The sequence below is a fragment of the Algoriella xinjiangensis genome (assembly GCF_900115015.1).
Lineage (GTDB): Bacteria > Bacteroidota > Bacteroidia > Flavobacteriales > Weeksellaceae > Empedobacter > Empedobacter xinjiangensis.
Genome location: NZ_FOUZ01000011.1, coordinates 105836 through 120217 on the forward strand (window position 1 = coordinate 105836; position 14382 = coordinate 120217).

The 14382-nt window shown below is 30.5% G+C and carries 14 protein-coding genes; all 14 read left to right on the forward strand.

The genetic code is table 11. From position 1 onward, the window contains the following. Positions 1–3: 3 nt before the first annotated feature. The 14 genes from BM072_RS11525 to BM072_RS11590 all read left to right on the forward strand — a co-directional run bounded on the left by BM072_RS11525 (position 4) and on the right by BM072_RS11590 (position 14319). Positions 4–462, forward strand: a complete 459-nt coding sequence (locus BM072_RS11525; RefSeq protein ID WP_092908823.1) for an IPExxxVDY family protein — start codon at positions 4–6, stop codon at positions 460–462. 34 nt (positions 463–496) lie between these two features. Next, the gene (pyk, locus tag BM072_RS11530; protein ID WP_092908824.1) at positions 497–1939 is read left to right on the forward strand and encodes a pyruvate kinase; all 1443 of its coding nucleotides are present in this window, start codon (positions 497–499) and stop codon (positions 1937–1939) included. A 134-nt stretch (positions 1940–2073) separates the two neighbouring features. Beyond that, a complete protein-coding gene (locus BM072_RS11535) occupies positions 2074–3066 on the forward strand; it encodes a mannose-1-phosphate guanylyltransferase (RefSeq protein WP_092908825.1) in 993 nt (330 codons plus the stop codon). 100 nt (positions 3067–3166) lie between these two features. Further along, positions 3167–3586, forward strand: a complete 420-nt coding sequence (locus BM072_RS11540; RefSeq protein ID WP_092908826.1) for an adenylyltransferase/cytidyltransferase family protein — start codon at positions 3167–3169, stop codon at positions 3584–3586. Positions 3587–3589: 3 nt separating this feature from the next. After that, on the forward strand, positions 3590–4624 hold the full coding sequence (locus BM072_RS11545; protein WP_245752156.1) for an NAD-dependent epimerase/dehydratase family protein: 1035 nt from the start codon (positions 3590–3592) through the stop codon (positions 4622–4624). Next, entirely contained in the window at positions 4621–5916 is a 1296-nt protein-coding gene (locus BM072_RS11550; RefSeq protein ID WP_092908827.1) for a nucleotide sugar dehydrogenase, read from the forward strand. The genes BM072_RS11545 and BM072_RS11550 overlap by 4 nt, the downstream gene beginning before the upstream one ends. Before the next feature lie 18 nt (positions 5917–5934). Then, positions 5935–6984 carry a dTDP-glucose 4,6-dehydratase gene (rfbB, locus tag BM072_RS11555; protein ID WP_092908828.1) on the forward strand — a complete coding sequence of 350 codons (1050 nt, stop codon included), beginning with the start codon at positions 5935–5937 and terminating at the stop codon, positions 6982–6984. 2 nt (positions 6985–6986) lie between these two features. Next, positions 6987–7535 (forward strand): dTDP-4-dehydrorhamnose 3,5-epimerase, encoded by a 549-nt coding sequence (gene rfbC / locus BM072_RS11560; RefSeq protein WP_092908829.1) that lies wholly within the window; start codon positions 6987–6989, stop codon positions 7533–7535. Between the two features lie 21 nt (positions 7536–7556). Continuing rightward, a complete protein-coding gene (gene rfbA, locus BM072_RS11565) occupies positions 7557–8417 on the forward strand; it encodes a glucose-1-phosphate thymidylyltransferase RfbA (RefSeq protein ID WP_092908830.1) in 861 nt (286 codons plus the stop codon). Positions 8418–8428: 11 nt separating this feature from the next. Continuing rightward, the gene (locus tag BM072_RS11570) at positions 8429–9397 is read left to right on the forward strand and encodes an SDR family oxidoreductase (protein WP_092908831.1); all 969 of its coding nucleotides are present in this window, start codon (positions 8429–8431) and stop codon (positions 9395–9397) included. Positions 9398–9426: 29 nt separating this feature from the next. Continuing rightward, on the forward strand, positions 9427–10716 hold the full coding sequence (locus tag BM072_RS11575; RefSeq protein WP_092908832.1) for a nucleotide sugar dehydrogenase: 1290 nt from the start codon (positions 9427–9429) through the stop codon (positions 10714–10716). Between the two features lie 183 nt (positions 10717–10899). Next, positions 10900–12009 (forward strand): EpsG family protein, encoded by a 1110-nt coding sequence (locus tag BM072_RS11580; protein ID WP_092908833.1) that lies wholly within the window; start codon positions 10900–10902, stop codon positions 12007–12009. Next, the gene (locus BM072_RS11585) at positions 12009–12911 is read left to right on the forward strand and encodes a WaaS/CpsH family glycosyltransferase (RefSeq protein ID WP_092908834.1); all 903 of its coding nucleotides are present in this window, start codon (positions 12009–12011) and stop codon (positions 12909–12911) included. Before BM072_RS11580 ends, BM072_RS11585 begins: the two co-directional genes overlap by 1 nt. Next, positions 12904–14319 carry an MATE family efflux transporter gene (locus tag BM072_RS11590; protein WP_092908835.1) on the forward strand — a complete coding sequence of 472 codons (1416 nt, stop codon included), beginning with the start codon at positions 12904–12906 and terminating at the stop codon, positions 14317–14319. The genes BM072_RS11585 and BM072_RS11590 overlap by 8 nt, the downstream gene beginning before the upstream one ends. The last annotated feature ends 63 nt before the right edge of the window (positions 14320–14382 follow it).

Here is a 14382-nt window from a genome sequence, read left to right on the forward strand (position 1 = left end):
TACATGGCAGAATTACTATTATTCGAAGATTGGATAGATTTTCATCTAATAGGCGTAAATTCTAGCTTTGATACTTCTACACAATTTGTTTTCCACCTCAATTCTACCAATGCTACTCATTTTACACGAATCAAAGATTTGGATATCTGGTTAGACGATCATACCTACTATTTCGAAACTTACGAATGGATAGATGAAGCGAATAAATTAGATTATCATATCATTAAAAATACTCCAAATCAATCTGATTCTGAAAAAAATGAAGTAGATTTATCAAATCTTTTCAAGGAAAGTATACTACTTGTGCCTAATTACAAAGACTGCAATTACATTGTAAAAGTAGCAGGTTGGGAAGATGATATTCACAATCTTCAACTTCCATTTGTTGAAAATGAATTTATAAAAGTGATAAAAAAAATAGATATTGACCTAATCAGTACCGCTGATAGATTAGTATTCTAACAAAATATTGTGCATAAAAAAAAGGGAAAAAATTATGATTTACGATAAACAATATCTTAAAAAGACAAAGATTGTAGCGACATTAGGACCTGCAACTGATAGTCCTGAGATTTTATTAGAAATGATGCAAAAAGGAACCGATGTGTTCCGTATCAACTTTTCGCACGCCGATTATCCGGATGTGAAACGTAAGATTGATACAATTCATCAATTAAATAACGATCACGGTTACAATACTGCGATTTTAGCAGATTTACAAGGACCAAAATTGCGTATTGGTAAAATGGAGCACGAAGATTTCGTGATTAACCAAGGCGATATTTTAACTTTTACAAACGAAGACGTTGTAGGTACAAAAGAAAAAGTATTTATGACGTACAAAAGATTTGCGCAAGATGTGCAAGTTGGCGAAAACATTTTGATTGATGACGGAAAATTAATTTTCAAAGTTATCGAAACAAATGGTACTGATACTGTAAAAGCAGAAACAATACAAGGTGGACCATTGCGTTCTAAAAAAGGAGTAAACTTACCAAATACAAATATTTCTTTACCAGCATTAACAGAAAAAGACAAAGAAGATGCAATTTTTGCAATCGAAAATAGAGTAGATTGGTTTGCTTTATCTTTTGTACGTTCTGGACAAGATGTGAGAGATTTAGCAGAATTTATTAAAGAACATGGAACATTAAAAATTCCAATTATTTCTAAAATAGAGAAACCAGAAGCATTAGAAAATATTGATGATATTTTAGAATTTTCTGACGGATTAATGGTTGCTCGTGGAGATTTAGGAGTTGAGGTTCCGTTTGAAATCGTACCAAAAGCTCAAAAACAATTAATTGATAAAGCTAAATTAGCACGTAAACCAGTTATTGTTGCAACACAAATGATGGAAACAATGATTTCGAGTTTAACACCAACTCGTGCAGAGGTTTCTGATGTTGCGAATGCAGTTTTTGATGGTGCTGATGCGGTAATGTTATCTGGAGAAACTTCTGTAGGTATGTACCCAATTCAGGTTATTGAGAAAATGACTAAAATTCTTCAAACTGTAGAAGATGACGAGCACGTACATGTACCAGAACACAAACCACAAGTAAAAAACGAACGTTTTGTTACAGATATGGTTTGTTATAATGCAGCTAAAATGGCAGAAGACACAGGTGCACAAGCAATTGCTACACTTACATATTCTGGTTATACAGCGTTCCAAATTTCATCTCATCGTCCAAATTCATTTATTTTGGTTTTCAATCCAAGCAAACGAATTAACCGTATGGTGAATTTATTATGGGGAGTAAAAGCGATTAATTATGATCCTCGCGATACGTCTACAGATCAAACTGTTACAGAGGTTAATATTTTAGCTAAGAATGCAGGTTATGTAGATTATGGTGATTATATCATCAATTTAAATGCAATGCCAGCTTTTGAAAAAGGTATTACAAATACATTACGTATTTCGATGATTTAAGATCATAAAAATAAAATAAATCAAATCCCTTCAAGTAATTGAAGGGATTTTTTTATGCTTAAATAAAAATATAACTTTAGCGTTAGCTATTAAAAATAGAATTAATAACTTTACAAGTTCGAATTACAGTATTTATGAGTATATATAACGTGATATTATCAGGAGGAGTAGGAAGTCGTTTATGGCCTTTGTCACGCAAAAGTCATCCAAAACAATATCTACCATTGTTTGATAATAAATCTTTATTTGAATTAACAATTCAACGTAATCGCCCAATTGCTGATAAATTAATGGTGATTGGAAATAGAGATAACGATCATTTAAGTCAAGAGGTTTTAGATAAATTGGATGTAGAATATCTGAAAATTGTAGAGGCAGTACCAAGAAATACCGCTGCTGCAATTGCATTTGCTGCCTTAGCTGTTGATGATGATGATATTTTAATTGTTACACCATCAGATCATTTGATTGAAGATATGGAAGCTTATCAAATTGCAATGAAAAATGCAATTGATTTGGCTCAGAATGATTTTATTGTAACATTTGGTATTCATCCAACGCGCCCAGAAACGGGTTATGGATACATCGAACATAAAGGAGATAAAGTACTTTCGTTTCGCGAAAAACCTAATCATATCACTGCTCAAGACTTTATCGAACAAGGAAATTTTTTATGGAATAGTGGAATGTTTTGTTTTAAAGCAAAGGTTTTACTGAAAGAGTTGAAGAAGTTTGAGAAAGAGATTTATGAGCAATCAAAAATTGCTTGGGAAGTTTCAAATAATGGAGAATTAGATGAAGCACTTTCATTAGAAATTCCTTCAAACAGTATTGATTATGCGGTAATGGAGCGTAGTAAAAAGATAAAAGTTGTTCCTGCAAAATTTGTTTGGAATGATTTGGGTTCTTTCGAGTCTTTGTATGATTATTTCGTAATGAATGGACATTATGTGGATAGAAATGGAAACATGGTAATTGGGACAGATATTTATACATCTTTTGTCGGTTTACAAAATACCATTTTTGTAAATACGCCAACAGCAAATTTAATTTTGCAAAAAGAATATTCGCAAGAGGTAAAAAACGTTTATACTCATTTAGAAAAAAGAAACTCAGAATTAATATAACGAAAAGCACTCAAATATTTTGAGTGCTTTTTTTATTTGATATTCACGAGTTGATAAGATATTATTCCTTAAATTTGCAATTCCAACTACAATTATAAAAATGACTACAGGTATTACTTTTGGTATATTTGATTTGCTGCATGCAGGTCATATTATGATGCTTGAAGAAGCAAAAAGACAATGCGATTACTTAATCGTAGGTCTAAATACCGACCCTACATTGGTCGATCCAAGTAAAAATCATCCAACTCAATCCATCGTCGAGCGTTATATACAACTAGAAGGTTGTCGTTATGTAGACGAAATTATTCCGTACGAAACAGAACAAGATTTGTTTGATTTGTTGAGTGCATTACCCGTTAATGTAAGGATAATTGGAGAAGAATACCGCGACAAAAACTTTAATGGGAAGCAATATTGTCTGGATAATAACATCCAGATTTACTACAATAAGCGAACACATCGTTTTTCGAGTTCTGGATTAAGAAAAGTAGTTGCAACTTCTGAAAACGATAAATAGAAATTGCCACAATCTAATCAAATAGAAAAGATACTTATAACTGGTGTAGCGGGTTTTATAGGTTATCATCTCGCAGAAAGCTTAATAAAAAAAGGATATTGTGTAGTTGGAATAGACAATATCAATGATTATTATGCGGTTGATCTAAAATATGGTCGATTAAATGAGTTAGGAATTAATCGTGAAGATGCCGAACAGTTTAATCAAAAAGTAGACTCGAAGATTCATCAAGATAAAATGATTTTTTATCGCATGAATTTAGAAGATCAAGAACAATTGCCTCAATTATTCAATCAATATTCATTTTCGACAGTTGTTAATTTAGCTGCGCAAGCTGGTGTGCGTTATAGTATCGAAAATCCGATGGCTTACGGACAAAGTAATTTAATGGGATTCCTTAATTTGCTTGAATGTTGCCGTCACACCAAAGTTAATCGTTTATTATACGCGAGTAGCTCTAGTGTTTACGGAAATTCGTCTGATGTTCCATTTTCAACAATTCAAAATGTAGATAATCCAATTAGTTTGTATGCAGCAACCAAAAAAGCAAACGAATTAATGGCGCATGCTTACAGTCATTTGTATCAAATACAAACCATCGGTTTACGCTTTTTTACAGTTTACGGACCTTGGGGAAGACCAGATATGGCAATGTTTTTGTTTACAGATGCAATCTTGAATAATCAACCATTAAAAGTGTTTAATAACGGCGATTTGTCGCGCGATTTTACGTACATTGACGATATAATTCAAGGAATAGAGCGAATCATAGAAAATCAAAACCAAAAAGGAATATACCAATTATACAATATAGGAAATAGTGAACCTGTACAACTGATGAAATTTATCAATGAAATTGAAAAATCGACTGGTTTAACTGCACAATTAGAAATGATGCCGATGCAAGCTGGCGATGTAAACCAAACTTGGGCAAATGTTGATGATTTGAAAGATAAATTTGATTATCAACCAAATTATCCGGTAGAAATAGGTGTTGCTAATTTTGTAAAATGGTATAAAGAATATTATCAAAAATGAATCAACAATTAAAAATAACAATAATAGGATTAGGTTACGTAGGTTTGCCTTTAGCCCGATTATTTGCAACAAAATATCCCGTACTTGGTTTTGATATCAATCAAATAAGAATTGATGAATTAAATCAAGGTAATGATAGTACTTTGGAAGTAGAAGATGAGGTTTTGAAAGAAGTATTAACTAACACAAATCCACTTTTAACTTCTGAAAATGCGCTTTTTTGTTCATCTAATTTAGAAGATTTAAAAGAAGCTAATATTTATATAGTTACTGTACCAACGCCGGTTGATAAAAATAATAGACCAGATTTAACTCCTTTGAGAAAATCTTCAGAAACGGTAGGTAAAGTTTTGTCTAAAGGAGATATTGTAATTTACGAATCTACAGTATATCCAGGAGTAACAGAAGAGGAATGTATTCCTGTTTTAGAAAAAGTATCTGGGTTAAAATTTAATGTAGATTTTTTTGCAGGATATTCGCCAGAGCGTATTAATCCAGGAGATAAGGAGCATACAGTAGAAAAAATATTAAAGGTAACTTCGGGTTCTACGCCAGAAATTGGAGAGTTGGTTAATGATTTATATAAATCTGTAATTACGGCAGGAACGCATTTAGCGCCAAGTATAAAAGTAGCTGAAGCATCTAAAGTGATTGAAAATTCTCAACGTGATATTAATATTGCTTTTATTAATGAGTTGTCAAAGATTTTTTCGCTGATGGATATTGATACAAATGATGTTTTAGAAGCTGCAGGTACAAAGTGGAATTTCTTACCTTTCAAACCAGGTTTAGTTGGTGGACATTGCATAGGAGTAAATCCTTTTTATTTGGCCCAAAAAGCACAAGAAATTGGTTATTATTCTGAATTGATTTTAGCTGCAAGACGTTTAAATGACTCGATGGGCGCATTTGTTGCTTCACAAGTCATTAAATTGATGATAAAAAAAGACATCAAAATAAAAGGAGCAAAAGTTCTTAATTTGGGTATCACTTTCAAAGAAAATTGTCCAGATATAAGAAACTCAAAAACGATTGATGTTATTCTAGGTTTAGAAGAATATGGTTTAGAGGTGACAACTTATGATCCTTGGGCTAATTTATCAGAAGTACAACATGAGTATAATATATCAATTGTAAATGAAATTCCGAACGAAAAATATGATGCTATTGTATTAACCGTTTCTCATACTGAATTTTTAGATTTAAATTTTTCTAAATTTTTGAAAGAGAATGGCGTTATTTATGATGTAAAAGGTGTTTTGCCTAAAGAAATTGTGAATAAAAGATTATAAAAAGAGACTTAAAAAAATATGAAAACAATCTTAATTACTGGAGGAGCCGGTTTTATTGGTTCGCACGTTGTAAGAGAATTTGTGCTCAACTACCCTGCAATAAAAATCATCAATTTAGATGCCTTAACGTATGCTGGTAATTTAGAAAACCTAAAAGATATCGAAGGTCATTCTAATTACGAGTTTGTAAAAGCAGATATTACTGATGCAAAACATATACTTGATGTTTTTGAGAAGCATCAACCAGATGGTGTTATTCATTTAGCAGCCGAATCTCACGTGGATCGATCGATTACAAATCCATTAGAATTTGTAATGACAAATGTAATCGGAACGGTTAATCTTTTGAATGCTGCGAAAGAAATCTGGAAAGATAATTTCGAAGGAAAACGTTTTCATCATGTTTCTACAGATGAGGTTTTTGGTGCATTAGGCGACGAAGGGTTTTTTACTGAAGAAACTTCTTACGATCCACATTCACCTTATTCGGCATCCAAAGCATCTTCGGATCATTTTGTGCGCGCATACCACGATACATACGGCTTACCGATTGTTTTGACAAACTGTTCAAATAATTATGGACCAAATCATTTTCCAGAGAAATTGATTCCGTTATGTATTCATAATATCTTAAACAATAATCCACTTCCGATTTATGGAGATGGAAAATATACGCGCGATTGGTTGTTTGTAATTGATCATGCGAAAGCGATTGATTTAGTTTTTCATGAAGGTAAAAATGGAGAATCTTACAATGTAGGAGGCTTCAACGAATGGAAAAATATTGATTTGGTTAAAGAATTATGCAAACAAATGGACGAAAAATTGGGTAAAGAAGTAGGAACTTCTGAGCAATTAATCACTTTTGTAAAAGATCGTCCAGGTCATGATTTACGTTACGCCATTGATGCAACAAAAATTAACCACGAATTAGGTTGGAAACCATCTGTAACTTTTGAACAAGGTTTATCAAAAACCATCGATTGGTTTTTAGAAAACCAAGAATGGTTGGATAATGTAACGTCTGGTGATTATCAAAAATACTACAATACACAATATAACGACTAAAAATGAAAGCAATAGAAACAAAATTAAAAGGATGTTTTATTCTTGAACCAACTGTTTTTGAAGATGAAAGAGGTTACTTTTTCGAATCTTATAACGAAAACAAAATGGAAGGTATTTTAGGATACAAACCAAACTTTGTTCAGGACAATCAATCTAATTCATCTTATGGTGTAATTAGAGGTTTGCACATGCAAGCTGGTGAACATTCACAAGCCAAATTAGTTCGTGTTGTAGAAGGTGCTGTTATAGATGTTGCTGTTGATGCACGTGTAGATTCGCCTACTTTTGGACAATCTGTAGCGGTAGAATTATCAGCTGATAATAAAAGACAATTGTTTATTCCTCGTGGATTTTTACATGGATTTTCTGTTATTTCAGAAAAAGCAACGTTTTTTTATAAGTGTGATAATGGCTATAACAAAGCTTCAGAAGATGGTATAAATCCATTGGATAAAGAATTAAATATTGATTGGGGAATTCCTGTAGATAAAATGATTATCTCAGAGAAAGATCAAGAAGCACAATCATTTGAAATATTTAAAAATAAATAATCTCACCTATAAACTATAAAAATGAAAGGAATAATATTAGCAGGAGGATCAGGAACTAGATTGCATCCATTGACTTTAGCCGTTAGCAAACAGTTAATGCCAGTGTATGATAAACCAATGATTTATTATCCATTGTCGACATTGATGTTAGCAGGGATTAATGAAATTTTGATTATATCTACTCCACATGATTTGCCTCATTTCGAAAAATTATTAGGAGATGGTTCAACTATTGGATGTAAATTTTCTTATAAAGAACAACCAAGCCCAGACGGTTTAGCGCAAGCATTTATTTTAGGGGAAGAATTTATTGGTAATGATAAAGTTGCCTTAATTTTAGGAGATAATATTTTCTACGCAAGTGGTATGTCTAAATTGTTGCAAGATTCTTCAGATCCAAATGGTGGCATAGTTTTTGCTTACCAAGTGAATGATCCAGAACGATACGGTGTGGTTGAATTTAATGAGAAGAACGAAGTGGTTTCTATCGAAGAAAAACCAACTAATCCAAAATCAAATTTTGCAGTTCCAGGTCTTTATTTCTATGATAATGATGTGGTAGAAATTGCAAAAAATATAAAACCATCACCACGAGGAGAATTAGAAATTACAGATATTAATGCTGAATACCTAAAAAAAGGTAAATTAAAAGTAGGTGTTTTTAACCGTGGAACAGCTTGGTTAGATACAGGAACTATTAATTCGTTGATGCAAGCAGGTCAGTTTGTACAGGTAATTGAAGAACGCCAAGGAATGAAAATTGGAGCAATTGAAGAAGTTGCTTACCGCATGGGCTATATTAATAAAGAACAACTAATCAAAATTGCAGAACCCTTGAAAAAAAGTGGCTATGGCGAATATTTGATGAAAATTATAAAATAAAAAAAATCATAATGAAGCACATATTAATCACAGGAGGTGCAGGGTTCATCGGATCTAATTTAACTGAATACTTTTTAGGTAAAGACTATAAAGTGACTTGTTTAGATAACTTTGCAACTGGGCATCGTCATAATGTAGAACCTTTTTTTGCAAATCAGAATTATAAATTAATAGAAGGTGATATACGTGATTTAGAAACTTGCCACAAGGCAGTAAAAGATGTAGATTATGTGTTGCATCAGGCAGCTTTAGGATCAGTACCTCGTTCTATTAATGATCCAATTACTTCTAATGAAGTGAACGTTTCAGGTTTTTTGAATATGTTAGTTGCTGCTCGTGATACAGGTGTTAAACGCTTTGTTTATGCAGCCTCTTCATCAACGTATGGAGATTCAGAAAACTTACCGAAAGTAGAAGATATTATCGGGAAACCACTTTCTCCTTATGCAATTACAAAATATGTGAATGAATTATATGCAGATATTTTCAGTAAAACATATGGTTTGTCTTGTATAGGCTTACGTTATTTTAATGTGTTCGGTCGTCGTCAAGATCCAAATGGAGCGTACGCAGCAGTTATTCCATTGTTTGTAAAACAATTTATGAATCACGAATCTCCAAAGATTAACGGAACAGGAGATTACTCACGTGATTTTACCTACATTGATAATGTGATTCAGATGAACGAACGCGCGATGCTCACAGAAGATGAAAATGCGGTTAATACAGTTTATAATACAGCTGTTGGAGATCGTACAACTTTAAATGATTTAGTAAACTATTTACGTGAATATTTAAGCGAATATGATCCTGAAATTGCAAATGTAGAAGCAATTCATGGACCAAATCGTGTAGGAGACATTCCACACTCGCTAGCATCTATAGAAAAAGCAAAAACATTATTAGGTTATGAACCTACTCATACGATTGATAAAGGGTTGAAAGAAGCGGTAAAATGGTATTGGGAAAACTTAAAATAATTAAAAAATAAACTAACAAATAAAACTCAATGAGTACATCGCATAAAATAGCAATTATAGGCTTAGGGTATGTAGGATTGCCTTTAGCACGGTTATTTGCAACTAAATATCCTGTAGTAGGATTTGATATCAATCAACAACGAATTGAAGAACTAAATCAAGGTAAGGATCACACTTTAGAAGTTGAAGACGATATTTTACAAGCTGTTTTGGTACAAGATAATCCTTTTACTACACCTACATTAGGATTGTATAATTCGTCAAATTTAGATGATATAAAAGAAGCGAATATTTATATTGTTACTGTGCCAACACCAGTGGACAAACATAATCGTCCAGATTTAACACCCTTATATAAATCTTCTGAAACAGTAGGGAAAGTCTTATCAAAAGGAGATATTGTTATTTATGAATCAACAGTTTATCCAGGAGTTACGGAAGAAGAGTGTATTCCTGTATTAGAAAAAGTATCAGGGTTGAAATTTAACGTAGATTTCTTTGCGGGGTATTCACCAGAGCGTATCAACCCAGGAGATAAAGAACATACGGTAGAAAAAATACTAAAAGTAACTTCTGGTTCTACGCCAGAAATTGGCGTAATTGTAAATGACATTTATAGATCTGTTATTACTGCTGGAACACATTTAGCGCCAACGATTAAAGTGGCAGAAGCGGCTAAAGTTATTGAGAATTCACAACGAGACATCAACATTGCATTTGTCAATGAGTTAGCAAAAATTTTCAATTTATTAGAGATTGATACGCATGCTGTTTTAGAAGCAGCAGGTACAAAATGGAATTTCTTACCCTTCAAACCAGGTTTAGTAGGAGGACACTGTATTGGTGTAGATCCATATTATTTAGCACAAAAAGCACAAGAGCACGGCTATCATCCAGAAATTATTTTAGCTGGTCGTCGTTTGAATGATTCTATGGGTGAATATGTTGCTTCGCAAGTCGTGAAAACAATGATTAAGAAAAATATCAAAGTTAACGGCGCTAAAGTGTTGAACTTAGGAATTACATTCAAAGAAAACTGTCCCGATGTTCGTAATACAAAAGCAGTTGATGTCATTCAAGCTTTACAAGATTATTCTTTAGAAGTAACTACATATGATCCTTGGGCAAATCCAGTAGAAGTGATGCATGAGTATGGAATGAATATTGTGAATGAAATTCCAGAACAAAAATATGATGCAATTATTTTAACTGTAGCACACAATGATTTTATAGGAATAGATTTGAACAACTATCTTAAAGATAGTGGTGTTATCTATGATGTAAAAGGTATTTTAGAAGAATGCGATAATAGATTGTAAAAATAACGTAAATAAATAGTAGTTTTTTATTTGGCTATAATTATAAATCATCCGAATGCATCACAAGAAAATAAGTACAACATAAAAAATTTACCAATATGACTAATTTAGAAATTATTTAACAAGCTTAGTGTGATTTATTTTATAATATTTATTGTTTCTATATTACTTTTTCTAAAGTATATGAACTCTGCCAAAAAAAATGAAGGGAAATACTTTTATTATCTCTTCATGGTTTTTTTAGTGTTAGTTTGTACATTCAGATATAGAGTAGGTGGAGATTCATTGCATTATCACGATATTTTTGATAGTTATCCCTACTTTTCTGAATTATCTTCATACGATTTTAAAAATTCACAATATAATTTTGGTTGGATTATCTTTAATGCAGTTATAAAATCTATTTGTGATAGTTTTTATTTCTTTCAATTTGTCCACGCTTTAATAATTAATACAACGATTTTTTATTTTATAAAGAAATATGCAATTAATAAATTCTTAACTATTATTTTTTATCTGTTTTTTAATTTTCTATATTTTAACATGGAAGTTTTAAGAGAATCTTTGGCAGTTTCTTTTTTTTTACTTTCAATACCTTATTTATTAAATAAAAAATGGTTAGCATATTATTTATTGTGCATTCTAGCATATTCATTTCATAGTTCTGCACTTATTCTTTTTGTTTTACCTTTATTTGCAATTGAAATGAAAATGAAATATCAAATTAGTATACTTGTTTTACTTACTTTGTTAATAAATTTCATACCAATAGGAGATTTAATAAGTAACTACTTAGGTTTTTTATCCATAACTCAAGTTGCATCAAGGAATTATTTAAATCTAGAAATAAACTTTATAGGTATTTTAGCTCAAATTCTAAAAATTATACCGATACTATTCATATACATTATTTATAAGAGAAAAAAACTAAACCATGAGTTTGCTATATTTGTCATGCCATATTTGGTTTTAGGTATTCTTTCAGCTTTTATTCCTGGTGTTTATCGGTTTCTTAACTATTTGACAATTCCGATTCTTATTTTTGCTGTTGATTTGTTTTATTTTTTATTACGTAGAAAACATAAATATATATTTAGCTATTATAAAATAGCAGGTAGTTTATGTATACTTATTCTGATGCAATTACAATATTTTACTAGGGATATGACTAAATTTTCGCAGGTAAACAGTGTTTTTTTTAATATATATACTCCATATCATTCAATTTTAGATGAAAAGAAAGACCCTATACGGGAAAAAATATTTTATAACTCTATGAATATTGATAACTAATGAAAGAAATTTTATTCTTAGGAGTAACACAATTTGTAGACCAGCATATAAAATACGTAGATGTTAATAATTTATATAAGCCTATACCTAAAATATTAAAACCAATTCGAAAAATCTTTTTTGATTTCAATTTACCTTTTAAAAGTATTTGGGTAAATAAGAATCTTTATAATGATATTCAAAATCATAAAACAATTATTCTTTCTGCAACACAGTATAATCAAAGAGTTTCTAAAATAATAGATACTTATCATTTTAAAGATAAACGGTTTATTTTTTGGTACTGGAACCCCGTTGATAAAATTGCTTTACCCAAAACAATTTCTAAAAACTGGGAAGTTTGGGCATTTGATAAGAAAGACTGTGAACGTTATAATTTGTGTTATAATAATACCTATTATTTTAATGAATTTGTACAACCAGCACTAAAATCAGTACTAAAACAGGATATTTTATTTGTAGGGCAGGATAAAGATAGATTAGGGACATTAATTAATCTGTCAAAGGAATTTAAACAATACCAGCTTTCATATTATTTTCATATTGTAAAAGATCAAACTTCAAAAGTGAAATATGATTATAAAGAAAAAATAAGTTATCAAACAATTTTAGACTTAATTCAATCAAGTCGTGTTTTATTAGATATTGTGCAGGAAGGCCAGACAGGCTTAACCCAAAGAATAATGGAAGGCTTATTCTTTGGAAAAAAAATTATTACGAATAATAAAGAAATTGTTCGGTACAATTTTTATGACCCCAAAAATATTTTCATATTGGATGTAGATTCTATTGAAAATCTTCAACAATTTATGGCTGAAAGTTATCATCCTGTAAGTTGCGATATTATAAATGAATATACTATATCTAGTTGGCTGCTTAATTTTAATGTAAATAATGAATAAATCGATTTTAAATAATTTATCTTTTTCTTTTGTTGCTCAGATTTTATCAGTTATCGTAAGTTTAATATTTTCTTTGGGAATTACAAAAGTACTTGATGTTGAAAACTACGGATATTGGCAATTATTTATTTTATACTCCAATTATGCCGGTTTTTTTCATCTTGGTATTTGTGATGGATTGTATTTGAAGCTGGGAGGGCGAAAATTGGAACGTATTAATCAATTTAATTTTACCAATCAGCTTTCATTTTTTTTAATTTTCGAGATTCTTGTTTCTATTTTATTTTTATTAGGATTATTCGTCACTACAGCTGATCCTATTAAATTTCATCTTCTGCTATTTATTGTTCCCTATATTATTATTGCCAATGTACAGACTTATCTATCATATGTGCTTTTAGCAACTAATAAAATAGAAGTATATTCTAAATCTGTTTTTATAGAAAAGATATTTATTATTGTAATATTAATTCTTCTATTTTTTCTAAAAAAAATAGAAGTTAATGTCTTGATTTATGTTTATTTATTAGCAAAAACCTTTTCGATTCTATATCTGGTCTTTCAAATCCGCTCTGTTGTAGAATCGAAAGGATTTTTAAACTATCGGGTAATAAACTTAAGAATGCTTTGGAAATATGCCCTAATAGGGATACCTTTAATGTTTTCAAATATTCTGAGTACTCTTCTGATAGGGAGTAATAGATTGTTGACTGAGAATAAATATGGAATTATTGCTTTTAGTAAACTCTCCTTCTCTATTTCTTTAGTTTTTTTATTTATTGTTTTTGTTTCTCAGCTTGGTATTGTATTGTTTCCTTTACTTCGACGAATGAATAATGAAAATCGAAAATTAGTTTTTTATTGGATAAACAATAATCTTACATTACTGTTTATTTTCTGCATGCTTTTTTATTACCCATTGGTAGAGTTTGTAAAATATTTTGTGCCTAACTATTATGAAAGTACCAGATATTTAAGCTTGATGTTACCAATATGTATATTTGAAGGTAAGTTTCAGATTTTATATAATACAATGTATAAAGTATTGAAAAAACAGAAAACAATATTTATACTTAATTTGCTGAGTCTTGTAATTTCTATTGCTCTAACATATACGGCATTATTTTGGTTTGATAGCATTATATTTTCCATATACACACTTGTCATTATTATTGTTTTACGTTCAATATTAAGTGAAATTATGTTATATAGATTTTTAAAAATGAATAAATATAACCTAATTGGAGAAGCACTTGTTATGACATTGTTTTTTATCATTATTAATCTACAATGTACTTTCTGGATTAGTTTTATTTGCTATTTTAGTTTATTAGTTACATATATATTAGTTAAATATTTCCGGAATGAAATTAATTTCAAATTTAATCCTATTAATTCGAAAAATTAATAAATTTTGAGAGGAGATCAACGAATCTTATAAAGCTACTTGATTTTATGTATGATAATAAAA

What these genes read in the sequence shown, in the direction of transcription:
- BM072_RS11525 (WP_092908823.1), top strand. Translation starts at nt 4, where the DNA reads ATGGCAGAATTACTATTATTCGAAGATTGGATAGATTTTCATCTAATA.
- BM072_RS11580 (WP_092908833.1), top strand. Translation starts at nt 10,900, where the DNA reads ATGAACTCTGCCAAAAAAAATGAAGGGAAATACTTTTATTATCTCTTC.
- BM072_RS11535 (WP_092908825.1), top strand. Translation starts at nt 2,074, where the DNA reads ATGAGTATATATAACGTGATATTATCAGGAGGAGTAGGAAGTCGTTTA.
- BM072_RS11550 (WP_092908827.1), top strand. Translation starts at nt 4,621, where the DNA reads ATGAATCAACAATTAAAAATAACAATAATAGGATTAGGTTACGTAGGT.
- BM072_RS11585 (WP_092908834.1), top strand. Translation starts at nt 12,009, where the DNA reads ATGAAAGAAATTTTATTCTTAGGAGTAACACAATTTGTAGACCAGCAT.
- rfbA (WP_092908830.1), top strand. Translation starts at nt 7,557, where the DNA reads ATGAAAGGAATAATATTAGCAGGAGGATCAGGAACTAGATTGCATCCA.
- rfbB (WP_092908828.1), top strand. Translation starts at nt 5,935, where the DNA reads ATGAAAACAATCTTAATTACTGGAGGAGCCGGTTTTATTGGTTCGCAC.
- BM072_RS11570 (WP_092908831.1), top strand. Translation starts at nt 8,429, where the DNA reads ATGAAGCACATATTAATCACAGGAGGTGCAGGGTTCATCGGATCTAAT.
- BM072_RS11575 (WP_092908832.1), top strand. Translation starts at nt 9,427, where the DNA reads ATGAGTACATCGCATAAAATAGCAATTATAGGCTTAGGGTATGTAGGA.
- pyk (WP_092908824.1), top strand. Translation starts at nt 497, where the DNA reads ATGATTTACGATAAACAATATCTTAAAAAGACAAAGATTGTAGCGACA.
- BM072_RS11590 (WP_092908835.1), top strand. Translation starts at nt 12,904, where the DNA reads ATGAATAAATCGATTTTAAATAATTTATCTTTTTCTTTTGTTGCTCAG.
- BM072_RS11540 (WP_092908826.1), top strand. Translation starts at nt 3,167, where the DNA reads ATGACTACAGGTATTACTTTTGGTATATTTGATTTGCTGCATGCAGGT.
- rfbC (WP_092908829.1), top strand. Translation starts at nt 6,987, where the DNA reads ATGAAAGCAATAGAAACAAAATTAAAAGGATGTTTTATTCTTGAACCA.